Origin of the sequence: Streptomyces sp. NPDC092952 (assembly GCF_044754785.1) — a bacterium.
In the GTDB taxonomy this organism is placed as follows: Bacteria; Actinomycetota; Actinomycetes; order Streptomycetales; family Streptomycetaceae; genus Streptomyces.
Genome location: NZ_JBIVPT010000003.1, coordinates 177,498 through 196,985, shown reverse-complemented (window position 1 = coordinate 196,985; position 19,488 = coordinate 177,498). Strand labels below are relative to the sequence as shown.

The following is a 19,488-nucleotide window of genomic DNA, read 5'->3' as shown; positions in this document are numbered from 1 at the left end:
ATGAGCATCTGGTGGTCCCTCCATCTGCGACGCGAGGCCGCGAGCGTTCCGCTCGCCCGTCGCTTCCTGCTGGGCACCATGGAGACCGCGGGGGTCGACCCGGACATCTCCTTCGACCTGTCGGTCGCGCTCAGCGAGGCATGTGCGAACGCCGTCGAGCACGGCGGCGGCCACCCGGCCGCGGCGGACCCCGAGAGCGCTCAGGGGCGGGAGGAACGGCCGGACCGGTCCGCGACCGTCCCCGGCCGGTACCGGGTCACCGCCTATCTGGACGGTGAGCGGTGCCGTATCGAGGTCGCCGATTCCGGCCCCGGCTTCCCCGCCCGGAGCCCGCTGCCCGCCTCCGCCCAGCAGCCCGGCGGCGATCCGTACGCCCCCCGGCCCTGCCCCCCGCCCGACGCCGAGGACGGGCGGGGGCTCTGTCTGATCGAGCAGCTCGCCGACCATGTGCACTTCGGCAACCGCCCCGGCAGCGGGGCCGTCGTCAGCTTCGACAAGATCCTGAAATGGCGGAAGGACGCCCTGCTCATGGTGTCCTGAGCGGGGCGCCCTTCCGGCCGGTGCTACGAGGTCAGCCCTTGAGCGAGGCCATCCACGCCTCGACCTCGTCGGCCCGGCGCGGCAGCTTGTCGGAGAGGTTCCGGTTGCCGTCCTCGGTGACGAGGATGTCGTCCTCGATCCGGACGCCGATGCCCCGGTACTCCTCGGGCACGGTCAGGTCGTCGGCCTGGAAGTACAGACCGGGCTCGACCGTGAGGCAGACGCCGGGCTCCAGCGTGCCGTTGACGTACGTCTCGGTGCGCGCGGCGGCGCAGTCGTGGACGTCCATGCCGAGCATGTGGCCGGTGCCGTGCAGCGTCCAGCGGCGCTGGAGGCCCAGCTCCAGGACCTTCTCCACGGAGAGGTCGCCCAGCAGCCCCCACTCGACGAGCTTCTCGGTGAGGACCCGCTGCGCGGCGTCGTGGAAGTCGCGGTAGTCGGCGCCGGGCTTCACGGCGGCGATGCCCGCCTCCTGGGCCTCGTACACCGCGTCGTAGATCTTCCGCTGGAGCGGGGTGAACGTGCCGTTGATCGGGAGGGTGCGGGTCACGTCGGCGGTGTAGAGGTCGTTGGTCTCCACCCCGGCGTCGAGCAGCAGCAACTCGCCGGAGCGCACCGGACCGTCGTTGCGCACCCAGTGCAGGGTGGTGGCGTGCGGACCGGCCGCGCAGATCGAGCCGTAGCCGATGTCGTTGCCCTCGATGCGGGCGCGCAGGAAGAAGGTGCCCTCGATGTAGCGCTCGCTCGTCGCCTCGGCCCTGTCCAGGACCTTCACGACGTCCTCGAAGCCGCGCGCGGTGGCGTCGCAGGCCTTCTCCAGCTCGGCGATCTCGAAGGCGTCCTTCACCAGCCGGGCCTCGGAGAGGTAGACGCGCAGCTCCTCGTCGCGCTCCGCGGTGACCTTGTCGGTCAGCGCGGCCTCGATGCCGGCGTCGTGGCCGCGCACGTTGCGGACCGGGCCGGTGGCCTCGGTCAGCGCGGCGGGCAGCTCGCGCACGTCCTTCGCCGGGATGCCCAGCAGCTGCTCGGCCTCGGTCAGCGAGTGGCGGCGGCCGACCCACAGCTCGCCCTGGCCGTCGAGCCAGAACTCGCCGTTCTCGCGGTTGGAGCGCGGCAGCAGGTGGATGGTGGCCTCGTGGCCGTCGGCGGTCGGCTCCAGGACGAGGACGCCGTCCTGGGTCTGGTCGCCGGTCAGGTACGCGTACTCGGTGGAGGCACGGAAGGCGTACTCGGTGTCATTGGAGCGGGTCCGCAGGTTGCCCGCGGGGATGACCAGCCGCTCACCGGGGAACCGCGCGGACAGCGCGGCACGGCGGTCGGCCGTGTGCGCGGCCTGGGCGATCGGTTCGAGCCCGTGCAGCTCGGTGTCGGCCCAACCCGACTTCATGTTCGCGGCGAGTTCGTCGGAGACGCCCGGGTACAGGCCGTTCTTCCGCTGCTTGACCGTTTCTTCTTCCTCGGTCTCCGGGTTCTCCGGGGTGAGCTCCTCAGCCACGATTTGTCTCTCCTTGATACGACACTGGACCCCGTCCATCGTACGGGCGTGCGGATAGGGGGCACAGGGCCGGAGGACCTGTTACGCGAACACCCCGCTACCGAACCGCCGGTCAGTCGAAGCGGGCGGCCAGGACGACCACGTCCTGGGTGGCGTCGCCGTGGTCGGGCCCGTCCGGCAGCATGGCGTGCAGGACGTGGTCGGCGACGGCCCCGGCGTCGTGGCGCACCGCCCCCGGCACGGACGCGGCCGCCGCGTGGAGCCGGGCGAAGGCCCGGTCCGTCGGCTCGCCGGTGCGGCGCAGCAGCCCGTCGGTGCAGAGCAGGACGGTTTCTCCTGGTGCCGGGGCGATCTCCACGCTGGGCGCCTCCCAGCAGGCCAGCATGCCCAGCGGCGCGGAGACCGAGGTCTCGACGAACTCGGTGCGCCGCTCGCCGATGACCAGGGGCGGGGTGTGGCCCGCGCCCGCCAGCAGGATCCGGCGCCCGGCCGGTTCGCAGTGGGCGAACAGCGCGGTCGCGGTCCGGGCCGGTTCGGTGAGCCGGAGCAGCAGTTCCAGATCGGAGAGGACGGCGACCGGGTCCTCGCCCTCCATCACCGCGTACGCCCGCAGCCCGGCCCGCAGCCGGCCCATGGCGGCCAGCGCGCCCGGCCCGGAGCCCTCCACCGAGCCCACGGCGAGACCGAGCGCGCCCTCCGGCAGCGCCAGCGCGTCGTACCAGTCGCCGCCGCCCTGCGGTCCGCGGTGGTGCCGGGCCGCCAGCTGCACGCCCGGTACCCGGGGGAGCCTGCTGGGCAGCAGCTCCTCGGTGACGGTGGCGACATCGGCCCGGGCCCGCTCCAGCTCCACCAGTCGGGCCAGGTGCTCACCGGCGTACCGGGCGTAGAGGCCGACGAGATGGCGGCGGCGCTCCAGCGGTTCGGCGGGTTCGTCGTACAGCCAGACCGCGGCACCGAGCGGACCGGTCGCCCCGGTGGCGAGCGGTACGGCGTAGCTCGCGGCGTAGCCGAGCAGGGCGGCGACCTCGCGGCGGCGGGGGTCGAGGCCGGTGTCGCCGAGCAGATCGGGGGTGGCCGGCGCGGCCTCGGTGTCCGGGAACCCCTCCAGGATGCGCCCGTACGAGGTGGCGGCGCGTGGCACCGTCTCGATCAGCCCCAGCTCGGCGTGGCTGAGCCCGAGGCCGACGGTGCGCACCGGGCCGCGGCGGTCGGAGGGTTCGAGGACGACCAGGCCGCGGCGGGCCCCGACCAGGGTGGCCCCGGCGTCCAGCAGTTCGTGCAGGGCGTCGTCGAGGGTGGCGGTCCCGGCCAGCCGCTCGGTGAGCTCGTGCAGCGCGGTGAGATCGGAGATCCAGCCGGCGAGCCGGTCCTGGAGGAAGGTCCCCGGAGCGGACGGAACATCGGGCAGGGGCCCGGCAGTGTGCGCTGAAACCGAAACATCAGGATCGATTCCAGCCACTTTCGGAAGGTGCGGGGCACTCATGGCTTCCGGCTTTCCGACCAGCGCTTTCTATGGAATAGCATCGCAAACCCCCATGTCATTCTGCGCCGCTATCTGTGCGTCCAGACGGACACGCAGCACCACATGTACACGTACATGTAAGGCGATGTCCAGCATTGTCCCCACGGGAAATATGGTGTCCAAGGGAGCGTCAAGTTGGCTAAAAATTGCAGCTTACGACCGTCAATTGCGGTCGACTGGGCGTGCTCGACCAAGAGGTGTTACTCGGGTGAAGTCCCGGAGAGAGCGTCATTTCGGGCATGCTGGGTACGTAACCGACGAAGGCCAGGGGCAGTTCCGACCGCCCCGGAACCCGGCAGGCGGCTCGGGCGTCCTCTCTGATGACGGCCACGCCCCCACCCCCGAGTGGCGGGGTTCGCACCTTGGACCGCGGGCGCGACAGATGCGCCGCTCCTCGCCATGCGTGTCCGGACCGTCCGTCCGGGCCCGTCCCGCACCTGCTCGGCCCATGCTCGGTATCGACGAACCACCTGTACCGCAGACCCGAAGAGCATGTACGCACAGTGAAGCAAGGCATACGTACAGCAATGCGCACGTGGTGTGATGTGGACCCTCGGCGTTCAACGGAAAGGAACGAGCGCTCATGCGCGAGATCCTCGGAAGGCGACGCAGGCTCCGGCGCGGGGGAAGGACCGCCCCGCTCGACGCGGCCCTGACCTGCGCCACCGCATGGCGGTGGCCCGTACTGCCCGGAGTGGGGCCGCGAGCGGGCGGCGGCCGGAGCGACGGCGGCTGCGGCTGCCCCGACCCCGAGTGCGCCGTCCCCGGCGCGCACCCCTTCGACCCCGGCCTCCTCGCGGCTACCACCGACGAGCGCATGGTGCGCTGGTGGTGGACGAACCGGCCGGGTGCCCCGATCGTCCTGGCCACCGGCGGGCGCGCCCCGTGCGCGCTGAGCCTGCCGGCCGTGGCCGCCGTCCGGGCGCTGGCGGCACTCGACCGGATGGGCGTCCGGCTCGGCCCCGTGGTGGCGACGCCGACGCGGTGGTCGATCCTGGTCGCCCCGTACGACCTCGAACGGCTGGGGGAGCTGCTGTACGCCCAGGACTGGGTGCCCAGTTCGCTGCGGTTCCACGGCGAGGGCGGCTACGTCGTCCTGCCGCCGTCCGCGGTGGGCGCGGGGCAGGTCCGCTGGGAGCGGCCTCCCGCCCCGCGCGCCCGGTCGCCGCGGGTATGGGGCCGGGACGGGGGCGCGGCCGCCGCCGCCCCGTGGCTGCCGGATGTCGGGACGGTGCTGGACGCGCTGGTCGAGGCGAGCACGGAAGCGCCCGACGGGGGCAGCAGGCTCGCGTACTGACGGCCGTGCCGCCGCGATTCCGTTCCGTTTTCCGGCCCGGATTCGCGCTTCATGCCTCCGGGCGGACTTCCCGGCCGGAGACGCGGCGGGGAAGTCCGCCCGGGGAGCCCGCCCGGAATCATGACTCCGGCTCGAATCCCGGCCGAATCCTGGATGAATCCCGGCCTCGAACGCACTGCGCAAAGTCTGCCGCTGCAAAGCCCGGCTTCGGAAGTGTGTCTGATGGGCTTTCCGTAGATCATCCCGCAATGCGCCACTCGGATTTGATCGAATGATCATTCGAGTATTCCGGGCAGGGAAAGGCTCTCGGATCGGATTGCGGAAGCCCCTCCGGGGTACGGGTATGTGCTCTTGTCTCTCTATCGCCGAATACCCGCTGTCCGATATTCGACGTCGGTCATCCGCTGTCCGGGTGGCCGACGGGTGCGGACGGCTGGTGCGCGCCGTGCGGGCATCGTCCCTGGACGGCAGGGGTGTTGGAGCTGAGCGGAGACTGCTGCCGGACATCCGGACGGAGAGAGTGAAGAGTCCGGGGCGGCGTCGGTCCGGGATGTGGCGCGCGGTGATCGCGGGGCCCGAAGGGCGTTCGGGGGCGCGTGGGAAGGGATTGCGCGCGGGCCCGTGCTCCGGCATCGCGCGCTGTGCGCCGTACCCGGAAATAAGGATGCCCGATCGCTGGCGACGGGGGATGCACCAGCGACCGGGCTTCTAGAACGGTAACAAGAGATCTGCCGTTCGCAAATTCGATCTCGCGTATTCGGACAGGGATTTACCTGTGGGTACGGGTGTTTGTGACGCGAGTCACTCGGTTGCCCCCGGTGGGGCCGGGGGCAACCGCCGTCAGTTGAGGGTCACCTGGCGGTTGGTGAGCCCGCCGCGGGCCCGGCGTTCCTCGGCGCTGAGCGGCGCGTCCGAGGCGAGCGCCCCGGCCAGCCGCTCGGCGAACTCGGCCGCGGGCTTCTCGCACTCCTCGGCCCCCATCGAGCTCGGCAGGTCCCAGACGGGAACCATCAGGCCGTGCGCCCGGAAGGAGCCGACCAGCCTGGTTCCCTCGCCCAGCGAGGAGGTCCCGGCGGCGTGCAGCCGGGCCAGCGCGTCGAGCAGCTGCTCCTCGGCGTGCGGCATGACCCAGCGCAGGTGGTTCTTCTCCGGCGTCTCGCACCAGTACGCGGCGTCCACCCCGGCGAGCCGGGTCGTGGGGATCGCCGCCTCGTTGGCGCGTTCCAGGGATGCGCTCACCTCGGGGGCGGCGTTCTCCGCGTCCGGGACCCAGAACTCGAACCCGCTGTGGACGACGGGCTCGAACGCCGCGCCCGGGTCGAGCAGGTCCTGGAGCCGAGGGCCGTCGGCCGGGGCGCGGCGCGCCGTCACCGGCGAACCGGGCTCGGCGTCCAGCGCCTGGCGCAGCGTGTCCGCGAGGTCCCGGCTGAGGTCACCGGAGGGGGTGTCGTTCTGCAGGGCGAGCAGCACCGAGCCGTCGTCGCGGCGCAGCGCGGGCCAGGCCATCGGCAGGACGGTCGCGAGCGACACCGAGGGAACGCCCTCGGGCAGCCCGTCCTTGAGGGTCAGCTCGACCGTCGCGGCGGGCACCAGCTCGCGCAGCGCGACCCAGTCGCACTCGCCGGACAGCCCTTCGAAGGGGCGGTGGACGAGCTCGGTCACGGCCTGGGCGGCGGCGCGGCCATGACAGGCCTTGTAGCGGCGGCCCGAACCGCACGGGCAGGGCTCGCGGGCCCCGACCACCGGGATCTCGCCGTCCTTGAGCTGCGGCTTCCCGGCCTTGGACTGAGGGCGCTTCTTGGCCATGGTGGGCTTTCTCCCGAGTGCGACAGTGCGGTCTGGGCCGCGAGCCTAGCCGCCCCCGGCGGATACCGAACACAGGCGCCCGCTCCCGTGTTCGCCGCACCCCGCACCGGCGCCTCCCGGGCCGGCGCGGGCGCTGCCCGCCGTACTCGTAGCCGTAGCCGTAGCCGTAGCCGTAGCGGTGCACGGGTGCGAGTGCCGCCCGCCGCATGCGTGGCCGCACCGGTGTGGGCGACGCCCCGCTCCCCTGCCGGTGCGTCCCCCGTGGGGGTCGGAGGGTCAGCCCACGTCGTCGAGGAGGTCCGGGAAGCCCAGTCCGTCGAGCGACATGCCCGGCCCCGGGGCGATCGGCGCCGCAGGGCCGCCCCGCAGCCCGGACGCCCGCCCGTGCCCCTCGTTGACCAGCACCCAGACGGTCACCTCGCCGGACGAGCTGTCACGTACGCCCCACTCCTCGGCGAGCGCGCTGATGATGTTGAGCCCCCGCCCGCCGCGTGCCGTCACCGACGGCGTGGCCGGAACGGGGCGCGTCGGGCCGCCGCCGTCCGTCACCTCGACGGTCAGCCCTCCGGTCCGGTCCACATGCCATGCGGCGCGGACGTCGCCGTCCCCCACTTCTGCGTGCCGCCCCAGCGGTCTGCCGTGCCGGCAGGCATTGCTGAGAAGTTCGGAAAGAATCAGTACTGCATCGTCGACGACCGAATCCGACACCCCGTGACTGCGCAACTGCTCGCGCATCCGGTGCCGCGCCTGGCCCACGCCCGCAGGGCCATGGGGTACGGCCATGCTCGACGACGTGGGCACCTTCTGTGCCACCACCAACGCCACCCCCGAGACCTCCTTTGCCCCACGCCACGGTGTGGATGCCCCCCTGAGCTGGACCGGAAACCGGCCGATGGACCGCCGGTGACGCACTCGTAACGATCGAATACAGTTCGAATGCGCCGGTGCACTCCGTGTAACTGGCGTTAAGAGCGCCCCAGTTGTGACAAGACCTGTTTCGGGCGGTTCGTGATGATTGCGTCGACGCCCAGGCCGACGCAGAGCTCGACGTCCTCCGGCTCGTTCACCGTCCAGACGTGCACCCGGTGCCCCGCCCGGTGCAGCCGTTCGACGTAGCCGGGGTGGTTGCGCACGATCCGCACCCCCGGTCCGGCGATCCGGGCCCCGGCGGGCAGTCGTCCGTCGCGCATGCGGGGCGAGACGAACTGCATCAGGTACACGGTGGGCAGGGTGGGGGCCGCGGCCTGGACGCGGTGCAGCGAGCGCGCCGAGAAGCTCATCACGCGCACCGGGGACGGACCCTCGGCCGGCGGGGCATCGAGCCCGAACCGTTTCAGCAGGTGCAGCAGCCGCTCCTCCACCTGCCCCGCCCAGCGGGTGGGGTGCTTGGTCTCGACGGCCAGCTGGAGCGGGCGTCCGGCGGCCCGGGTCTCGACGACGAGTTCGAGCAGCCGTTCCAGGGTGAGTACGGAGGTGAGCTCCCCCGGCACCGGATCCCAGTCCGGGGACTCCGCGACCGGGGCCCCCGACTCCTCGCGGGCCTTCCAGGACCCGAAGTCGAGGGCGGCGAGCTCGGCGAGCTCCAGCGCGGAGACGGCGCCGCGGCCGTTGGACGTGCGGTTCACCCGGCGGTCGTGCACGCACACGAGGTGCCCGTCGGCGGTGAGCCGCACATCGCACTCCAGGGCGTCGGCGCCGTCCTCGATCGCCTTCCGGTACGCGGCCAGGGTGTGCTCGGGGGCGTCGTCGGAGGCGCCCCGATGGGCGATCACCTGGATGGACTGGTGGGCGGATTGCTGCCGTGCGTGGGTCACCGCGTCATGGTGTCACCGAGCGGAGGCCGCCGTACGCACCCCGCACGGCGGACGGGGGCGCTCCGCGGGGCGGGCGGGGCGCGCGGGGGTACGCGGGGCACGTGTGGTCATGGTGCGTCATGCGCCCAGTGCACGTTTTGCCCGATGTAAAGATTGGTGTGCGGATGCACAGGTCCTGTTTACAGTGGCCTGACGTGTCTTGGGAAAAGCTGTTACCGGACACCTACACAGCGGATCCCTTGCCGAACTTTTGATGTGGAACCCGAGGAGTAAAGAGCTGTGAGCACAGAGAACGAGGGCAACGAGGGCACTGCGGCCGAGGCCGTTCCGTCCGCACCTCCCGTGCCGGCCGAAGCTCCTCAGGGACCGCCCGGGACCGAACCGGCCGCCGCCCCGGCGGCGCAGGACGCTCCGCCCGTCGCCGCGGCGACGCCGGACACCCCGCCCGCCCCGGCGGCGCCGCCGCAGATGCCTCCCGCGCCCCAGGCGCCGCACGCTCCTCTGTCGGCCGCCGAGGCGAACTGGCCGCCGCCCGCCGTTCCGGCATACGCCTCCGCCGGTGCGGGCGGTGCCGGTGCGGGTGGTGCCGGGGGTGGCGGCCCGGTCTGGGGCGCCCCGTCCGAGCCGTACGGTCCGGAAGCCCCGCGCAAGCGGCGCGGGTCGAGCGGCCTGGTCGCGGCGGTGGTGGTCGCGGCACTGGTCGCCGGTGGCATCGGCGGCGCCCTCGGCTTCTGGGCGGCCGACCGCAACGGCGGATCCGGTTCGACGACGGTCGCGGCCTCGTCCAACCCGCAGAGCCTGAAGCGCGACCCCGGCACGGTCGCCGGGGTGGCGGCCAAGGCGCTGCCCAGTGTGGTCACCATCGACGCCCAGAGCGGTGACGGCGAGGGCGGCACGGGCACCGGCTTCGTGTACGACAAGGAAGGCCACATCCTCACCAACAACCACGTGGTGGCCTCCGCCGCGGACAGCGGCCAGCTCACGGCGACGTTCTCCGACGGGAAGAAGTACGACGCCGAAGTGGTCGGCCGGGCCCAGGGGTACGACGTCGCCGTCCTGAAGCTCAAGAACCCGCCGTCGGGCCTCGCCCCGCTGTCCCTCGGCAACTCGGACCAGGTCGCGGTGGGCGATTCCACGATCGCGATCGGGGCCCCGTTCGGTCTGTCCAACACGGTCACCACGGGCATCATCAGCGCGAAGAACCGCCCGGTCGCCTCCGGCGACGGCTCCGGCAGCAGCAACTCGTACATGAGCGCCCTGCAGACCGATGCCTCGATCAACCCGGGCAACTCCGGCGGTCCGCTGCTCGACGCGCGCGGAGCGGTGATCGGGATCAACTCGGCCATCCAGTCGACCGGCAGCAGCATGGGCCAGAGCCAGGCCGGCTCCATCGGCCTCGGCTTCGCGATCCCGATCAACCAGGCGACCAACGTCGCCCAGCAGCTGATCAAGACCGGCAAGCCGGTCTACCCGGTGATCGGTGCCACGGTCACCATGACCGAGAAGACCGGCGGCGCGGTCATCTCCGACCGGGGCGCGGGCGGCACGGAGGCCGTGGCGAAGGACGGCCCCGCGGACCGGGCCGGCCTCAAGGCGGGCGACGTCATCACGAAGTTCAACGACACCGTGATCGACAGCGGCCCGACCCTGATCGGCGAGATCTGGACCCACAAGCCCGGCGACCGCGTGACCCTGACCTACAAGCGGGACGGCCGCACGGAAACGGCCCAGGTGACCCTGGGAGAGCGCAGCGGCGACAACTGATGACCGGCCGACTGTGATGCCCCGCCGCATTCGATCAGCCGGTACGCTGTAGGCCCCCGCCACGGGTGGGGAGGGGTGGGTTGCCCGAGCGGCCTAAGGGAACGGTCTTGAAAACCGTCGTGGCAGCGATGTCACCGTGGGTTCAAATCCCACACCCACCGCCGCAGGTCAGAAAGCAGCAGGTCAGAGGGCGGGCTCCGGGTTCCGGGGCCCGCCCTCCGCGTTCAGGTCGTCTCTCCCGTACTTGCCCGCGTCTCGTCTCCGACCTGTGTGTGGGCGAGGCGTGGGCCGCGCGGGGGTGAGCCTCCCGTGGTTCTTCCGCCGCATCGCTGCGGCCGGCCCCTTCCGGTCGGCCTCCAGCATCGCAGCGCGGGGCATGACCGGGGCGGGGGCGGACGGTCAGGCGGCGGGGTCGACTTCGGGGTGTGTGAACCGTACGGGCTTGCCCAGCGACCGGGCGTAGGCGATTTCGGCCCGGGTGCTGTCTCCGATGTAGTCGCCGACCACGAGCACCTCATCGGCGAGCCGGATCTTCGCCCGGTGCAGATCGTCGAGTCGAACCTTCAGCGCCGCGGCCTCGACAGGATCGGACCAGAGCTCGTGCGGCGACTTCATGTCGCAGCCAGGCTTGACGACGATCCTTCCGGCCATGGTCTCCCGTAGATCGGCCTCGGTCATCGCGGCCATGAAACGGGTGGAGCCGCAGACCACGACGATACGCGGGAGGTTCAACAGCCTCTTCGCGTCGGCGAGTTCCTCCTCGGGGGTCAGAGGTCGCGGGTGCGGCACTGGTTCCTCCTGCTGGGGTGTTGTCCGGTGTGCTCATGGGGGCGAGTTGAGTAGAACGTGAGTACGGGTACTCGGGACGGGAGTTCGGGTCCGTCGCGAGCATGGAGGCACCAACAACTTCGGGGGAAACCGATGAACGTTCGTGCTCTGGTCCGTATGACCTTCTGCAATGCCGCTTCGGCCGTCTATCTGGGGATCGTCGGCGCGGCCTTCTTGTTCGAGCTTGCCGTCGTGCTGTTCGGGGATCCGGGGATGGTCGGCGTGTGGCCCGTGCTGCTCACCGCGCCCACCTCGCTGGTGGTCGTGGGGGCTACGGAAGCGGTCTGGGGGGCGGATTCGTCGGCCTGGCCCCTGTTCGTCGCGCCCGTCGTGGGTGCTCTGGTCCAGTCGTTCGCGCTGGGGGCGCTGTGGAGTGCGCTGCGTGGTCGGCCGGGGCGGGTGCGCCCGGCTCAGGGCTGAACCGGAGGTCGTCAACGCCCGTGCAGAGTCTGTGAGTTGGCTGTGCGGGCGTGGCGGGAAAGGGTTCCGGATGGTCTGATAGCCCGCTGTTTCGTGGAATGTGCCGCCGGGGCGGGCGGGTGCGGGGGAGGGGTGGATTCCGGACGGAGTGGGGGCCGTCGAAGGTGCTACGGCGGGGAGGCCTATATCACGTTTGGCGGAGGAGTCTTCGCTGACCAGCGGTGTGGGGGCCGCCGGACGGGGGAAGTTGCGGCGGGGACCGTTCGATATCAGCCATCTGGTGCGATCGAGCCGGTCGGAAGTGATCGGTCTTGTTGAAAGAGGGGGCGCGACATGACGCCACCTCCTACTAGATTGTCAAAGCGCCACGCGACCGATCATGTTCCGCATCCCGCCGTTCATCAGCTGTCATTTGGCGGCCCGTCACTAGAGAGAGTCCTGGTGAACACCATGTCCGGGCAGGCTGTGCACCTGTACCGCCGCGCACGGCCGGGCTGACAGAGCTGGATGGTCGCGACGTTAGCAGTAGTTCTGACCTGATCCGGTTGTCCGGGGTCCCCACACCTCCGGCCGAGAGTATGAGGCACGTTCTGTGAAGGTTCGTACGAGACGATCGGCCGCGTTGATGTCCGGCGGACTGGCGGCGGTGCTGCTGCTGACGGGGTGCGGCTCGGAGAACCAGATCTGGCCGTTCGAGAGCGGCAAGGACCGGATGGTGGTCGGGATGTCCGACGGCATTCTGTCGACGGACCCGGCCGCGGGGTACGACCCCGGCTCCTGGCTGCTCTTCAACAACGTCTTCCAGTCGCTGCTGAGCTTCCCGCCCGGAAGCTCCACCCCGGTGCCGGAAGCCGCCGACGAGTGCGGGTTCTCGGACGGCAGCAAGACGTACACCTGCACGCTGCGCGACGGACTGAAGTTCAGCAACGGCCACAGCCTCACCTCGGCGGACGTCAAGTACTCCTTCGACCGGGCCATCAAGATCAACCACCCGGCGGGACCGGCGCCGCTGCTCTCCACCATCGCCTCGATCAGCACTCCGGACGACAAGACCGTCGTGTTCCGGCTCAAGGTGCCCGACGCCACGTTCCCCAGCAAGATCGCCTCGGGCGCCGGCTCCATCGTGGACAGCCGGGTGTATCCCAAGAACGCTCTGCTCACGAGCGGGAAGACGGTCGGGTCCGGGCCGTACAAGCTGGATTCCATAGACAAGGAGCAGGCCGACTTCTCGGTCTACTCCGGCTATCACGGAACCGCCCAGATGAAGAACTCCGGCGTGACGATGAAGCTCTACCGGGGAAATCAGCAGGCACTCAAGTCCGCCCTGGAGAAGGGCGATGTCGATATCGCGTACCGCGGTCTCACCGCCAAGACGATAGCCGACCTGGACACCTCGCCCACTGCCGACAAGGACGGTCTCGACGTCGTCCAGGGCAGCAGCGCGGAAGTCCAGCACATGGTCTTCAACGTCGACGACCCGGTGATCGGCAAGCTCGCCGTGCGCAAGGCCATCGCCTACCTCATCGACCGGTACGCCCTGGTCAGCAAGGTGTACGAGTCCACGGCGACCCCGCTGTACTCGATCGTCCCGGTCGGCATCACCGGGCACGGCAACTCCTTCTTCAACGTGTACGGGGACAAGCCGCAGCCGCAGAAGGCGAAAGAGGTTCTGCGGGACGCCGGAATTACCGGGAAGGTGCGGCTGGTCCTCTGGTCCACGCCCAGCCGGTACGGCCCGGCCACCGACGACGAATTCCAGACCATCGCCGATCAGCTCAACGCCAGCGGGCTCTTCGACGCCAATATGAGGTCCGTCCCCTTCGGTGAGTACGAGAAGGGGATCGCCGAAGGAAAGTACGGCGTCTACGTGAAGGGCTGGGTGCCGGACTATCCCGACCCCGACAACTTCACCCAGCCGTTCTTCGGTGAGGGAAACGTCCTGTCGAACAACTACGACAACAGCGACATCACCAAGGAGATCATTCCGCAGACCTCGTCGATGACCGACCGGTCGAGCGCCCGGTCGGCGTTCATCAAGCTCCAGGACACCGTGGCCCGCGATCTGCCGCTCCTGCCGCTCTGGCAGGGGAAGCAGTACGCCGTCGCCAAGGACAACGTCCGGGGGCTGCAGAACTGCCTGGACACGTCGACGGTCTTCCGGTTCTGGGAGCTCAGCTCGGCGGGGTAGGCCCGTCTCCTCGGGGTTCTGCCGGGACGTCGTGGAACGGCCCGTGCGCGAGTGCTTCGGCACCGTGTGCGGGCCGTTCGTCGTTCCCGCCCCATGGAAGGGGCGCCGGGCGTCGGTGACCTTGACAGGAACCACGTATCTGACGGACAGTCAGAAACCCTGATCCGTGAGCACCCTGATCCGGGAGGCGGCCGCCGTGCACCTCGCCCCGACGGAGCGCCAGCTGCGGCTGCGCGCCGAACTCCGCGCGTACTTCCGTGAGGTGATGCCCGCGAGGAGTGCGGGTACGGCCCCGGGAGCGGCGGACCCCGACGAGCAGCGGCGCGTCCTGCGCGCGATCGGCGCCGACGGGATGCTCGGGCTCGGCTGGCCGGTCGAGTACGGCGGCCAGGGGCGTGGCGCGGACGAGCAGTTCATCTTCTTCGACGAGGCGTACCGGGCGGGCGCCCCCGTCTCGATGGTCACCCTCAACACCGTCGGCCCGACGCTGATGAAGTACGGGACCGAGGAGCAGAAGGCGTACTTCCTGCCCCGGATCCTCAGTGGCGAGCTCGTCTTCGCCATCGGCTACAGCGAGCCGGAGGCCGGGACGGACCTCGCCTCGATGCGCACCAGGGCGGTGCGCGGGCAGGACGCCGACGGGAGCGGCCACTGGGTGATCGACGGGCAGAAGATCTTCACCAGCAACGCCCAGAACGCCGACTGGATCTGGCTCGCCTGCCGTACCGATCCCGAGGCGCCCAAGCACCGCGGCATCTCGATCGTGCTCGTCCCGACCGACGCCTCCGGCTTCTCCTGGACCCCGATCGAGACCGTGGGCGGACTGACCACGACCGCCACCTACTACGACGGGATCCGGGTGCCCGCCACCCATCTCGTCGGGCCGGAGAACGGGGGCTGGGGGCTGATCACCAACCAGCTGAACCACGAGCGGGTGGCGCTCGCGGCGATCGGGATGCAGGCCGAGGACTTCTACGAGGCGGCGCTCGCCCATGCCCGTACCCCGGACCCGGAGACCGGCCGGCGTCCGGCCGACGAGCCGTGGGTGCGGGCCCGGCTGGCCGAGGCGTACGCCCGGCTGGCGGCGACCCGGCTGCTCAACTGGCGGCTGGTGGCGGAGGTCGGGGCGGGGTCGCCGGCGCCGGGCGAGGCGAGCGGGGTGAAGTTCGCCGGGACCGAGAGCGCCGTGGAGGTGTACCGGATGTGCCAGGAGATCGTCGGGGAGGCCGGGCTGCTGAGGGGCGGCTCGCCCGGGGCCTTCGGGGACGGGGAGCTGGAGCGGATGAACCGGGCGGCGCAGATCAACACCTTCGGGGGCGGGGTGAGCGAGGTGCAGCGGGAGATCGTCGCCACGATGCGGCTCGGCATGACGAGGGGTAGGCGGTGACGGTGGTGCGCGAGGGGAACGAGGCGGGCCCGGGGAACGACGAGCTGTACGGGCGGCTCAAGGCCTTCGAGGGGCGGCCCGCGGCGACCGCCGGCACCGGCAAGGACCCGGTCAACGCACCGATGATCAGGCACTGGTGCGAGGCGATGGGCGACGGGAACCCGGCGTACACCGGGCCGGACGCGATCGCCCCGCCGACGATGCTCCAGGCGTGGACGATGGGCGGACTTTCCGGCCACACCGACCGCTCGGCGGCGTACGAGGAGCTGTTCGGGCTGCTCGACGGGGCCGGATACACCTCGGTGGTCGCGACCGACTGCGAGCAGGAGTACCTGCGGCCGCTGCGGCCCGGGGACCGGATCTCCTTCGACGCGGTGATCGAGGCCGTCTCGGAGCGGAAGACGACGAAGCTGGGCACCGGCCACTTCGTCACCACGCGCATGGACGTCCGGGCGGACGGGGAACTCGCGGGCACGCACCGCTTCCGCATCCTCAAGTACGCGCCCGCCGCGAAACCGCAATCCCCGGAGAGGGGGAGACCGGAGCCCGCGAAGAAGGCGGTGCGCCCCCGGCCCGTGGTCAACCGCGACAACGCGGGGTTCTGGCAGGGTGTGGCCGAGCACCGGCTGCTGATCCAGCGCTGCGGCGGCTGCGGCACGCTCCGCTTCCCCTGGTTGCCCGGCTGCAACGCCTGCGGCGGCCAGGAGTGGGACACGGTCGAGGCGAGCGGCGAGGGCACCGTCCACAGCCATGTGGTGATGCACCATCCGCCGTTCCCCGCCTTCGCCCCGGACGGTGGGGGCGGTCCGTACGCGGTCGCGCTGATCGAGCTGGCCGAAGGGGTGCGGATGGTCAGCAACGTCGTCGGGGTGCCGTACGACAAGGTCCGCATCGGTATGCCGGTGCGGCTCGAATTCCTGCGTACGGACCCGGAGCTGGAGCTTCCGGTGTTCCGGGGAGGTGAGGGCTGAGATGGATTTCGCACCCACCGAGGAGCAGTCCGAGGCGCGACGGCTGGCGGCCCGGATCTTCGGCGACCTGTCGACGCCCGAGCGGCTGGCGGTCGCGGGCACCGGCACGGACGCCGAGCTGTGGAAGGAGCTGTGCGCGGCCGGACTGACCGCGGCCGTCGAGGAGATCGGGCTGCTGGGCCTGGTACTGCTGCTGGAGGAGCAGGGGCGCACGACGGCGCAGGTGCCGTTCGCGGCGAGCTGCGTCCACGGGCTGCTGGCGGTCGCCGCGCACGGCAGCGACGAGCAGCGGGAGCGGCTGCTGCCCGCGCTCCGGGACGGCACGGCCGTCGCCACCGGGGCCTTCCCCGAGCGCGGCGGCGTACGGTCCGACGGCGACGGGCGGCTGACCGGGAGCGTGCCGTACGTGCCGTGGCTGCGGGACGCGACGCTGGTGCTCGTCCCGGACCGGGAGCGGCGGCTCTGGCTCGTCCCGGCCGGCGGGCCCGGGGTGCTGGCCGAGCCGGTGGAGACGACCGCGCCGTGGTCGGCGGCGCGGCTGGTGCTGGACGGGGCGGCAGGGGAGCGGCTCGGCGGCGAGGGGGCGTACGCGGGCGTGCTGGCGATGGCGCGGACGGCGTTCGCCGGGGTGCAGGCGGGGGTGTGCGCCGGCTCGCTGGCCCGTGCCGTGGCGCATGTGAACACCCGGGAGCAGTTCGGGCGTCCGCTGGCCACCAAGCAGGGGGTGCTGCTGCGGGCCGCCGACGCCCATATGGACACCGAGGCCATCCGGGTCACCGCGTACGAGGCGGCCTGGCGCCACGACGCCGGACTGCCCCACGCCCACCGGGCGCTGACCGCGGCCTGGTGGGCGTCGGAGGCGGGGAAGCGGGTGGTGCACGCCGGACAGCATCTGCACGGCGGCACCGGCGCGGACCTCGACCACCCCGTGCACCGCCACTTCCTCTGGGGGCGCCAGCTCGACGCGTATCTCGGGTGCGGCGGCGCGGTGCTCCAGGAACTCGGTGACGCGCTGGTGAAGGAGGGCATGGAGTGAAGGCCGGTGACGAGCTCGCACCGCTGGAGATCGCGGTGACCCGCACCCTGGTCGTGGCGGGTGCGATCGCCTCCCGCGACTACCAGGACGTGCACCACGACGCGGAACTCGCCCGGGAGAAGGGTTCCCCGGACATCTTCATGAACATCCTGACGACCAACGGCCTGGTCGGCCGGTACATCACCGACCGGCTCGGGCCCCGGACGGTGCTCCGCAGGGTCGCGATCCGGCTGGGCGCGCCCAACTACCCGGGCGACACGATGGTGCTGAGCGGCACGGTCACCGCCGTGGGCGGCGACGGGACGGCCGAGATCGCCGTCGTCGGCACCAACGGGATCGGCCGCCACGTCACCGGAACCGTGACGGTGGAGCTGGATCCGGACGGCATGGACACGGACGGCATGGACGAGGGGCGGGCGGCGGCATGAGCGTACGCGGGGCCGACCGGCTGGGCGGCCGGGCCGCCGTCGTCGGGATCGGCGCGACGGAGTTCTCCAAGGACTCCGGGCGCAGCGAGCTGAAACTGGCCGTCGAGGCGGTCCGGGCCGCCCTGGACGACGCCGGGCTGACCCCCGCCGACGTCGACGGGCTGGTCACCTTCACCATGGACACCAGCCCGGAGATCACCGTCGCCCAGGCGGCCGGGATCGGCGAGCTGTCGTTCTTCTCCCGCGTCCACTACGGCGGCGGCGCGGCCTGCGCCACCGTGCAGCAGGCGGCGATGGCCGTGGCGTGCGGGGTGGCCGACGTCGTCGTCTGCTACCGCGCGTTCAACGAGCGTTCCGGGCGCCGCTTCGGCTCCGGCGTGCAGCGGCGGGAGCCCACCGCCGAAGGCACCGCGCTCGGCTGGAACCTGCCCTTCGGGCTGCTCACCCCGGCCTCCTGGGTCTCCATGGCCGCCCAGCGCTACCTGCACACCTACGGGCTGACGCCGGAGGCCTTCGGCCAGGTCGCGGTCACCGACCGGCGCCACGCCGCCCGGAACCCGGCCGCGTACTTCTACGGGAAGCCGATCACCCTGGCCGACCACGCCGCCTCGCGGTGGATCGTCGAACCGCTGCGGCTGCTGGACTGCTGCCAGGAGACCGACGGCGGGCAGGCGATCGTCGTCACCAGCACCGAACGGGCCCGGGACCTGCGCCGGCCGCCCGCCGTGGTCGTGGCCGCCGCGCAGGGCGCCGGGCGTGCGCAGGAGCAGATGACCAGCTTCTACCGCGACGACCTGGCCGGGCTGCCGGAGATGGGCGTGGTCGCCCGGCAGCTCTGGCGCACCTCCGGCCTCTCCCCCGCCGAGATCGACGTGGGCATCCTCTACGACCACTTCACCCCGTTCGTCCTGATGCAGCTGGAGGAGTTCGGCTTCTGCGGGCCGGGCGAGGCGGCCGACTTCGTCGCGGCGGACGCGCTGCCCCTGAACACGCACGGGGGCCAGCTCGGGGAGGCGTACCTCCACGGGATGAACGGGATCGCGGAGGCGGTCCGGCAGATCCGCGGAACGTCGGTGAACCAGGTCCCGGGCGCCGCGAGAACCCTGGTCACCGCGGGCACCGGCGTCCCCACGTCCGGTCTGGTCCTGGGCGCGGACGGCTGATCCCGGGCCCGCCCGTGCCCTCCGGACCCCGACGGCGCCCCCTGATCCGGGCCAGCGCGGACTCCACCTACAGGAGGTGGGGCAGTCCCCACCCCTACGTCCTGAGTCGGACGCGTTTTCGGGACCTGGGGCCGATCCCCGTGGCGGCGCCCGCTCATAGCGTGGAAGGCATGACCACGCCAGTCTGCACGGGCGGCTCCGGGGGAGCCGTCACCACCGGGCACCGCCCGTACTCCGGGCACGTACCGCGTGCCGCACGGCCCGCGCACGCCTCGCGGGCCCCGTATCCGTCGTTCACCTCCTTCGTCCGGGCGCGGGGGCCGGTGCTGCTGCGCGCCGCGCGCTCGCTCACCGCCAACCCGAGCGACGCCGAGGACCTGCTGCAGACCGCGCTCACCAAGACCTACGTGGCCTGGGACCGGATCGAGGACCACCGGGCGCTCGACGGATACGTCCGCCGGGCGCTGGTGAACACCCGGACCTCGCAGTGGCGCAAGCGGAAGGTCGACGAGTTCGCCTGCGAGGAGCTGCCCGAGCCGGAGACCGCCCAGGGTCCGGACCCGGCCGAGCACCAGGTGCTGCGTGACGCGATGTGGCGCGCCGTGCTCAGGCTGCCGGACCGCCAGCGCGCGATGGTGGTGCTGCGCTACTACGAGGACCTGAGCGAGGCCCAGACTGCCGAGGTCCTCGGCGTCTCCGTCGGTACGGTCAAGAGCGCGGTCTCGCGGGCGCTCGGCAAGCTCAGGGAGGACCCGGAGCTGGCTCCGGTGCGGTGACGGCACACGCGGGACCAGCGGGTGGGTGAATCGAACGAAAAAGTCGAACGAAA

17 protein-coding genes and 1 tRNA gene are annotated in these 19,488 nt (G+C 71.5%); 12 read left to right on the top strand and 6 right to left on the bottom strand.

The genetic code is table 11. The features are described 5' to 3' along the window. Entirely contained in the window at positions 1–540 is a 540-nt protein-coding gene (locus tag ACIQGQ_RS08620; RefSeq protein WP_402392389.1) for an ATP-binding protein, read from the top strand. Positions 541–571: 31 nt separating this feature from the next. Here the strand turns inward: ACIQGQ_RS08620 and ACIQGQ_RS08615 are convergent, their stop codons facing one another. Further along, complete coding sequence (locus ACIQGQ_RS08615; protein WP_366288359.1) at positions 572–2,035, bottom strand: aminopeptidase P family protein; 1,464 nt, start codon at positions 2,033–2,035, stop codon at positions 572–574. Between the two features lie 112 nt (positions 2,036–2,147). Beyond that, positions 2,148–3,494 (bottom strand): PP2C family protein-serine/threonine phosphatase, encoded by a 1,347-nt coding sequence (locus ACIQGQ_RS08610; protein WP_402392386.1) that lies wholly within the window; start codon positions 3,492–3,494, stop codon positions 2,148–2,150. A gap of 646 nt (positions 3,495–4,140) precedes the next feature. Between ACIQGQ_RS08610 and ACIQGQ_RS08605 the strand changes: the two genes are divergently transcribed. After that, positions 4,141–4,854, top strand: coding sequence for a bifunctional DNA primase/polymerase (locus ACIQGQ_RS08605; RefSeq protein ID WP_402392383.1), 714 nt, complete (start codon positions 4,141–4,143; stop codon positions 4,852–4,854). Positions 4,855–5,694: 840 nt separating this feature from the next. On the opposite strand, the gene ACIQGQ_RS08600 is transcribed toward ACIQGQ_RS08605, so the two are convergent. The 3 genes from ACIQGQ_RS08600 to ACIQGQ_RS08590 form a co-directional block, all read right to left on the bottom strand. Next, positions 5,695–6,660, bottom strand: a complete 966-nt coding sequence (locus ACIQGQ_RS08600) for a DUF5926 family protein (RefSeq protein WP_366288353.1) — start codon at positions 6,658–6,660, stop codon at positions 5,695–5,697. A gap of 276 nt (positions 6,661–6,936) precedes the next feature. Further along, positions 6,937–7,572, bottom strand: a complete 636-nt coding sequence (locus ACIQGQ_RS08595; protein ID WP_402392380.1) for an ATP-binding protein — start codon at positions 7,570–7,572, stop codon at positions 6,937–6,939. A gap of 53 nt (positions 7,573–7,625) precedes the next feature. Then, complete coding sequence (locus ACIQGQ_RS08590) at positions 7,626–8,474, bottom strand: glycerophosphodiester phosphodiesterase (RefSeq protein ID WP_402392377.1); 849 nt, start codon at positions 8,472–8,474, stop codon at positions 7,626–7,628. A gap of 279 nt (positions 8,475–8,753) precedes the next feature. Here ACIQGQ_RS08590 and ACIQGQ_RS08585 point away from each other — a divergent pair, with 279 nt between their 5' ends. Both ACIQGQ_RS08585 and ACIQGQ_RS08580 read left to right on the top strand, forming a co-directional pair. Continuing rightward, positions 8,754–10,238 carry a S1C family serine protease gene (locus ACIQGQ_RS08585; protein WP_402392375.1) on the top strand — a complete coding sequence of 495 codons (1,485 nt, stop codon included), beginning with the start codon at positions 8,754–8,756 and terminating at the stop codon, positions 10,236–10,238. 74 nt (positions 10,239–10,312) lie between these two features. Beyond that, a tRNA-Ser gene (locus ACIQGQ_RS08580) sits at positions 10,313–10,399 on the top strand. A gap of 238 nt (positions 10,400–10,637) precedes the next feature. On the opposite strand, the gene ACIQGQ_RS08575 is transcribed toward ACIQGQ_RS08580, so the two are convergent. After that, positions 10,638–11,027: a hypothetical protein gene (locus ACIQGQ_RS08575; RefSeq protein WP_402392373.1), complete on the bottom strand. Its 390-nt coding sequence runs from the start codon at positions 11,025–11,027 to the stop codon at positions 10,638–10,640. Positions 11,028–11,183: 156 nt separating this feature from the next. Here ACIQGQ_RS08575 and ACIQGQ_RS08570 point away from each other — a divergent pair, with 156 nt between their 5' ends. From ACIQGQ_RS08570 to ACIQGQ_RS08535, 8 genes are all read left to right on the top strand, one after another. Then, positions 11,184–11,486, top strand: coding sequence for an SCO4225 family membrane protein (locus tag ACIQGQ_RS08570; protein WP_402392371.1), 303 nt, complete (start codon positions 11,184–11,186; stop codon positions 11,484–11,486). A 592-nt stretch (positions 11,487–12,078) separates the two neighbouring features. Continuing rightward, positions 12,079–13,674 (top strand): ABC transporter substrate-binding protein, encoded by a 1,596-nt coding sequence (locus ACIQGQ_RS08565; RefSeq protein WP_402392369.1) that lies wholly within the window; start codon positions 12,079–12,081, stop codon positions 13,672–13,674. Positions 13,675–13,870: 196 nt separating this feature from the next. Then, complete coding sequence (locus tag ACIQGQ_RS08560; protein ID WP_402393398.1) at positions 13,871–15,061, top strand: acyl-CoA dehydrogenase family protein; 1,191 nt, start codon at positions 13,871–13,873, stop codon at positions 15,059–15,061. Beyond that, entirely contained in the window at positions 15,058–16,032 is a 975-nt protein-coding gene (locus ACIQGQ_RS08555; protein WP_402392366.1) for a bifunctional MaoC family dehydratase N-terminal/OB-fold nucleic acid binding domain-containing protein, read from the top strand. Before ACIQGQ_RS08560 ends, ACIQGQ_RS08555 begins: the two co-directional genes overlap by 4 nt. A 1-nt stretch (position 16,033) precedes the next feature. Continuing rightward, on the top strand, positions 16,034–17,068 hold the full coding sequence (locus ACIQGQ_RS08550; protein WP_402392364.1) for an acyl-CoA dehydrogenase family protein: 1,035 nt from the start codon (positions 16,034–16,036) through the stop codon (positions 17,066–17,068). Continuing rightward, complete coding sequence (locus ACIQGQ_RS08545) at positions 17,065–17,496, top strand: MaoC family dehydratase (protein ID WP_402392361.1); 432 nt, start codon at positions 17,065–17,067, stop codon at positions 17,494–17,496. Before ACIQGQ_RS08550 ends, ACIQGQ_RS08545 begins: the two co-directional genes overlap by 4 nt. Continuing rightward, positions 17,493–18,659, top strand: coding sequence for a lipid-transfer protein (locus ACIQGQ_RS08540; protein WP_402392358.1), 1,167 nt, complete (start codon positions 17,493–17,495; stop codon positions 18,657–18,659). The genes ACIQGQ_RS08545 and ACIQGQ_RS08540 overlap by 4 nt, the downstream gene beginning before the upstream one ends. 170 nt (positions 18,660–18,829) lie before the next feature. Next, positions 18,830–19,435 (top strand): SigE family RNA polymerase sigma factor, encoded by a 606-nt coding sequence (locus ACIQGQ_RS08535; RefSeq protein ID WP_402392355.1) that lies wholly within the window; start codon positions 18,830–18,832, stop codon positions 19,433–19,435. Positions 19,436–19,488 lie beyond the last annotated feature (53 nt).

Coding starts and splice junctions, on each gene's coding strand:
- ACIQGQ_RS08540 (WP_402392358.1), top strand. CDS start 17,493: ATGAGCGTACGCGGGGCCGACCGGCTGGGCGGCCGGGCCGCCGTCGTC.
- ACIQGQ_RS08550 (WP_402392364.1), top strand. CDS start 16,034: ATGGATTTCGCACCCACCGAGGAGCAGTCCGAGGCGCGACGGCTGGCG.
- ACIQGQ_RS08570 (WP_402392371.1), top strand. CDS start 11,184: ATGACCTTCTGCAATGCCGCTTCGGCCGTCTATCTGGGGATCGTCGGC.
- ACIQGQ_RS08620 (WP_402392389.1), top strand. CDS start 1: ATGAGCATCTGGTGGTCCCTCCATCTGCGACGCGAGGCCGCGAGCGTT.
- ACIQGQ_RS08605 (WP_402392383.1), top strand. CDS start 4,141: ATGCGCGAGATCCTCGGAAGGCGACGCAGGCTCCGGCGCGGGGGAAGG.
- ACIQGQ_RS08535 (WP_402392355.1), top strand. CDS start 18,830: ATGACCACGCCAGTCTGCACGGGCGGCTCCGGGGGAGCCGTCACCACC.
- ACIQGQ_RS08600 (WP_366288353.1), bottom strand. CDS start 6,660: ATGGCCAAGAAGCGCCCTCAGTCCAAGGCCGGGAAGCCGCAGCTCAAG.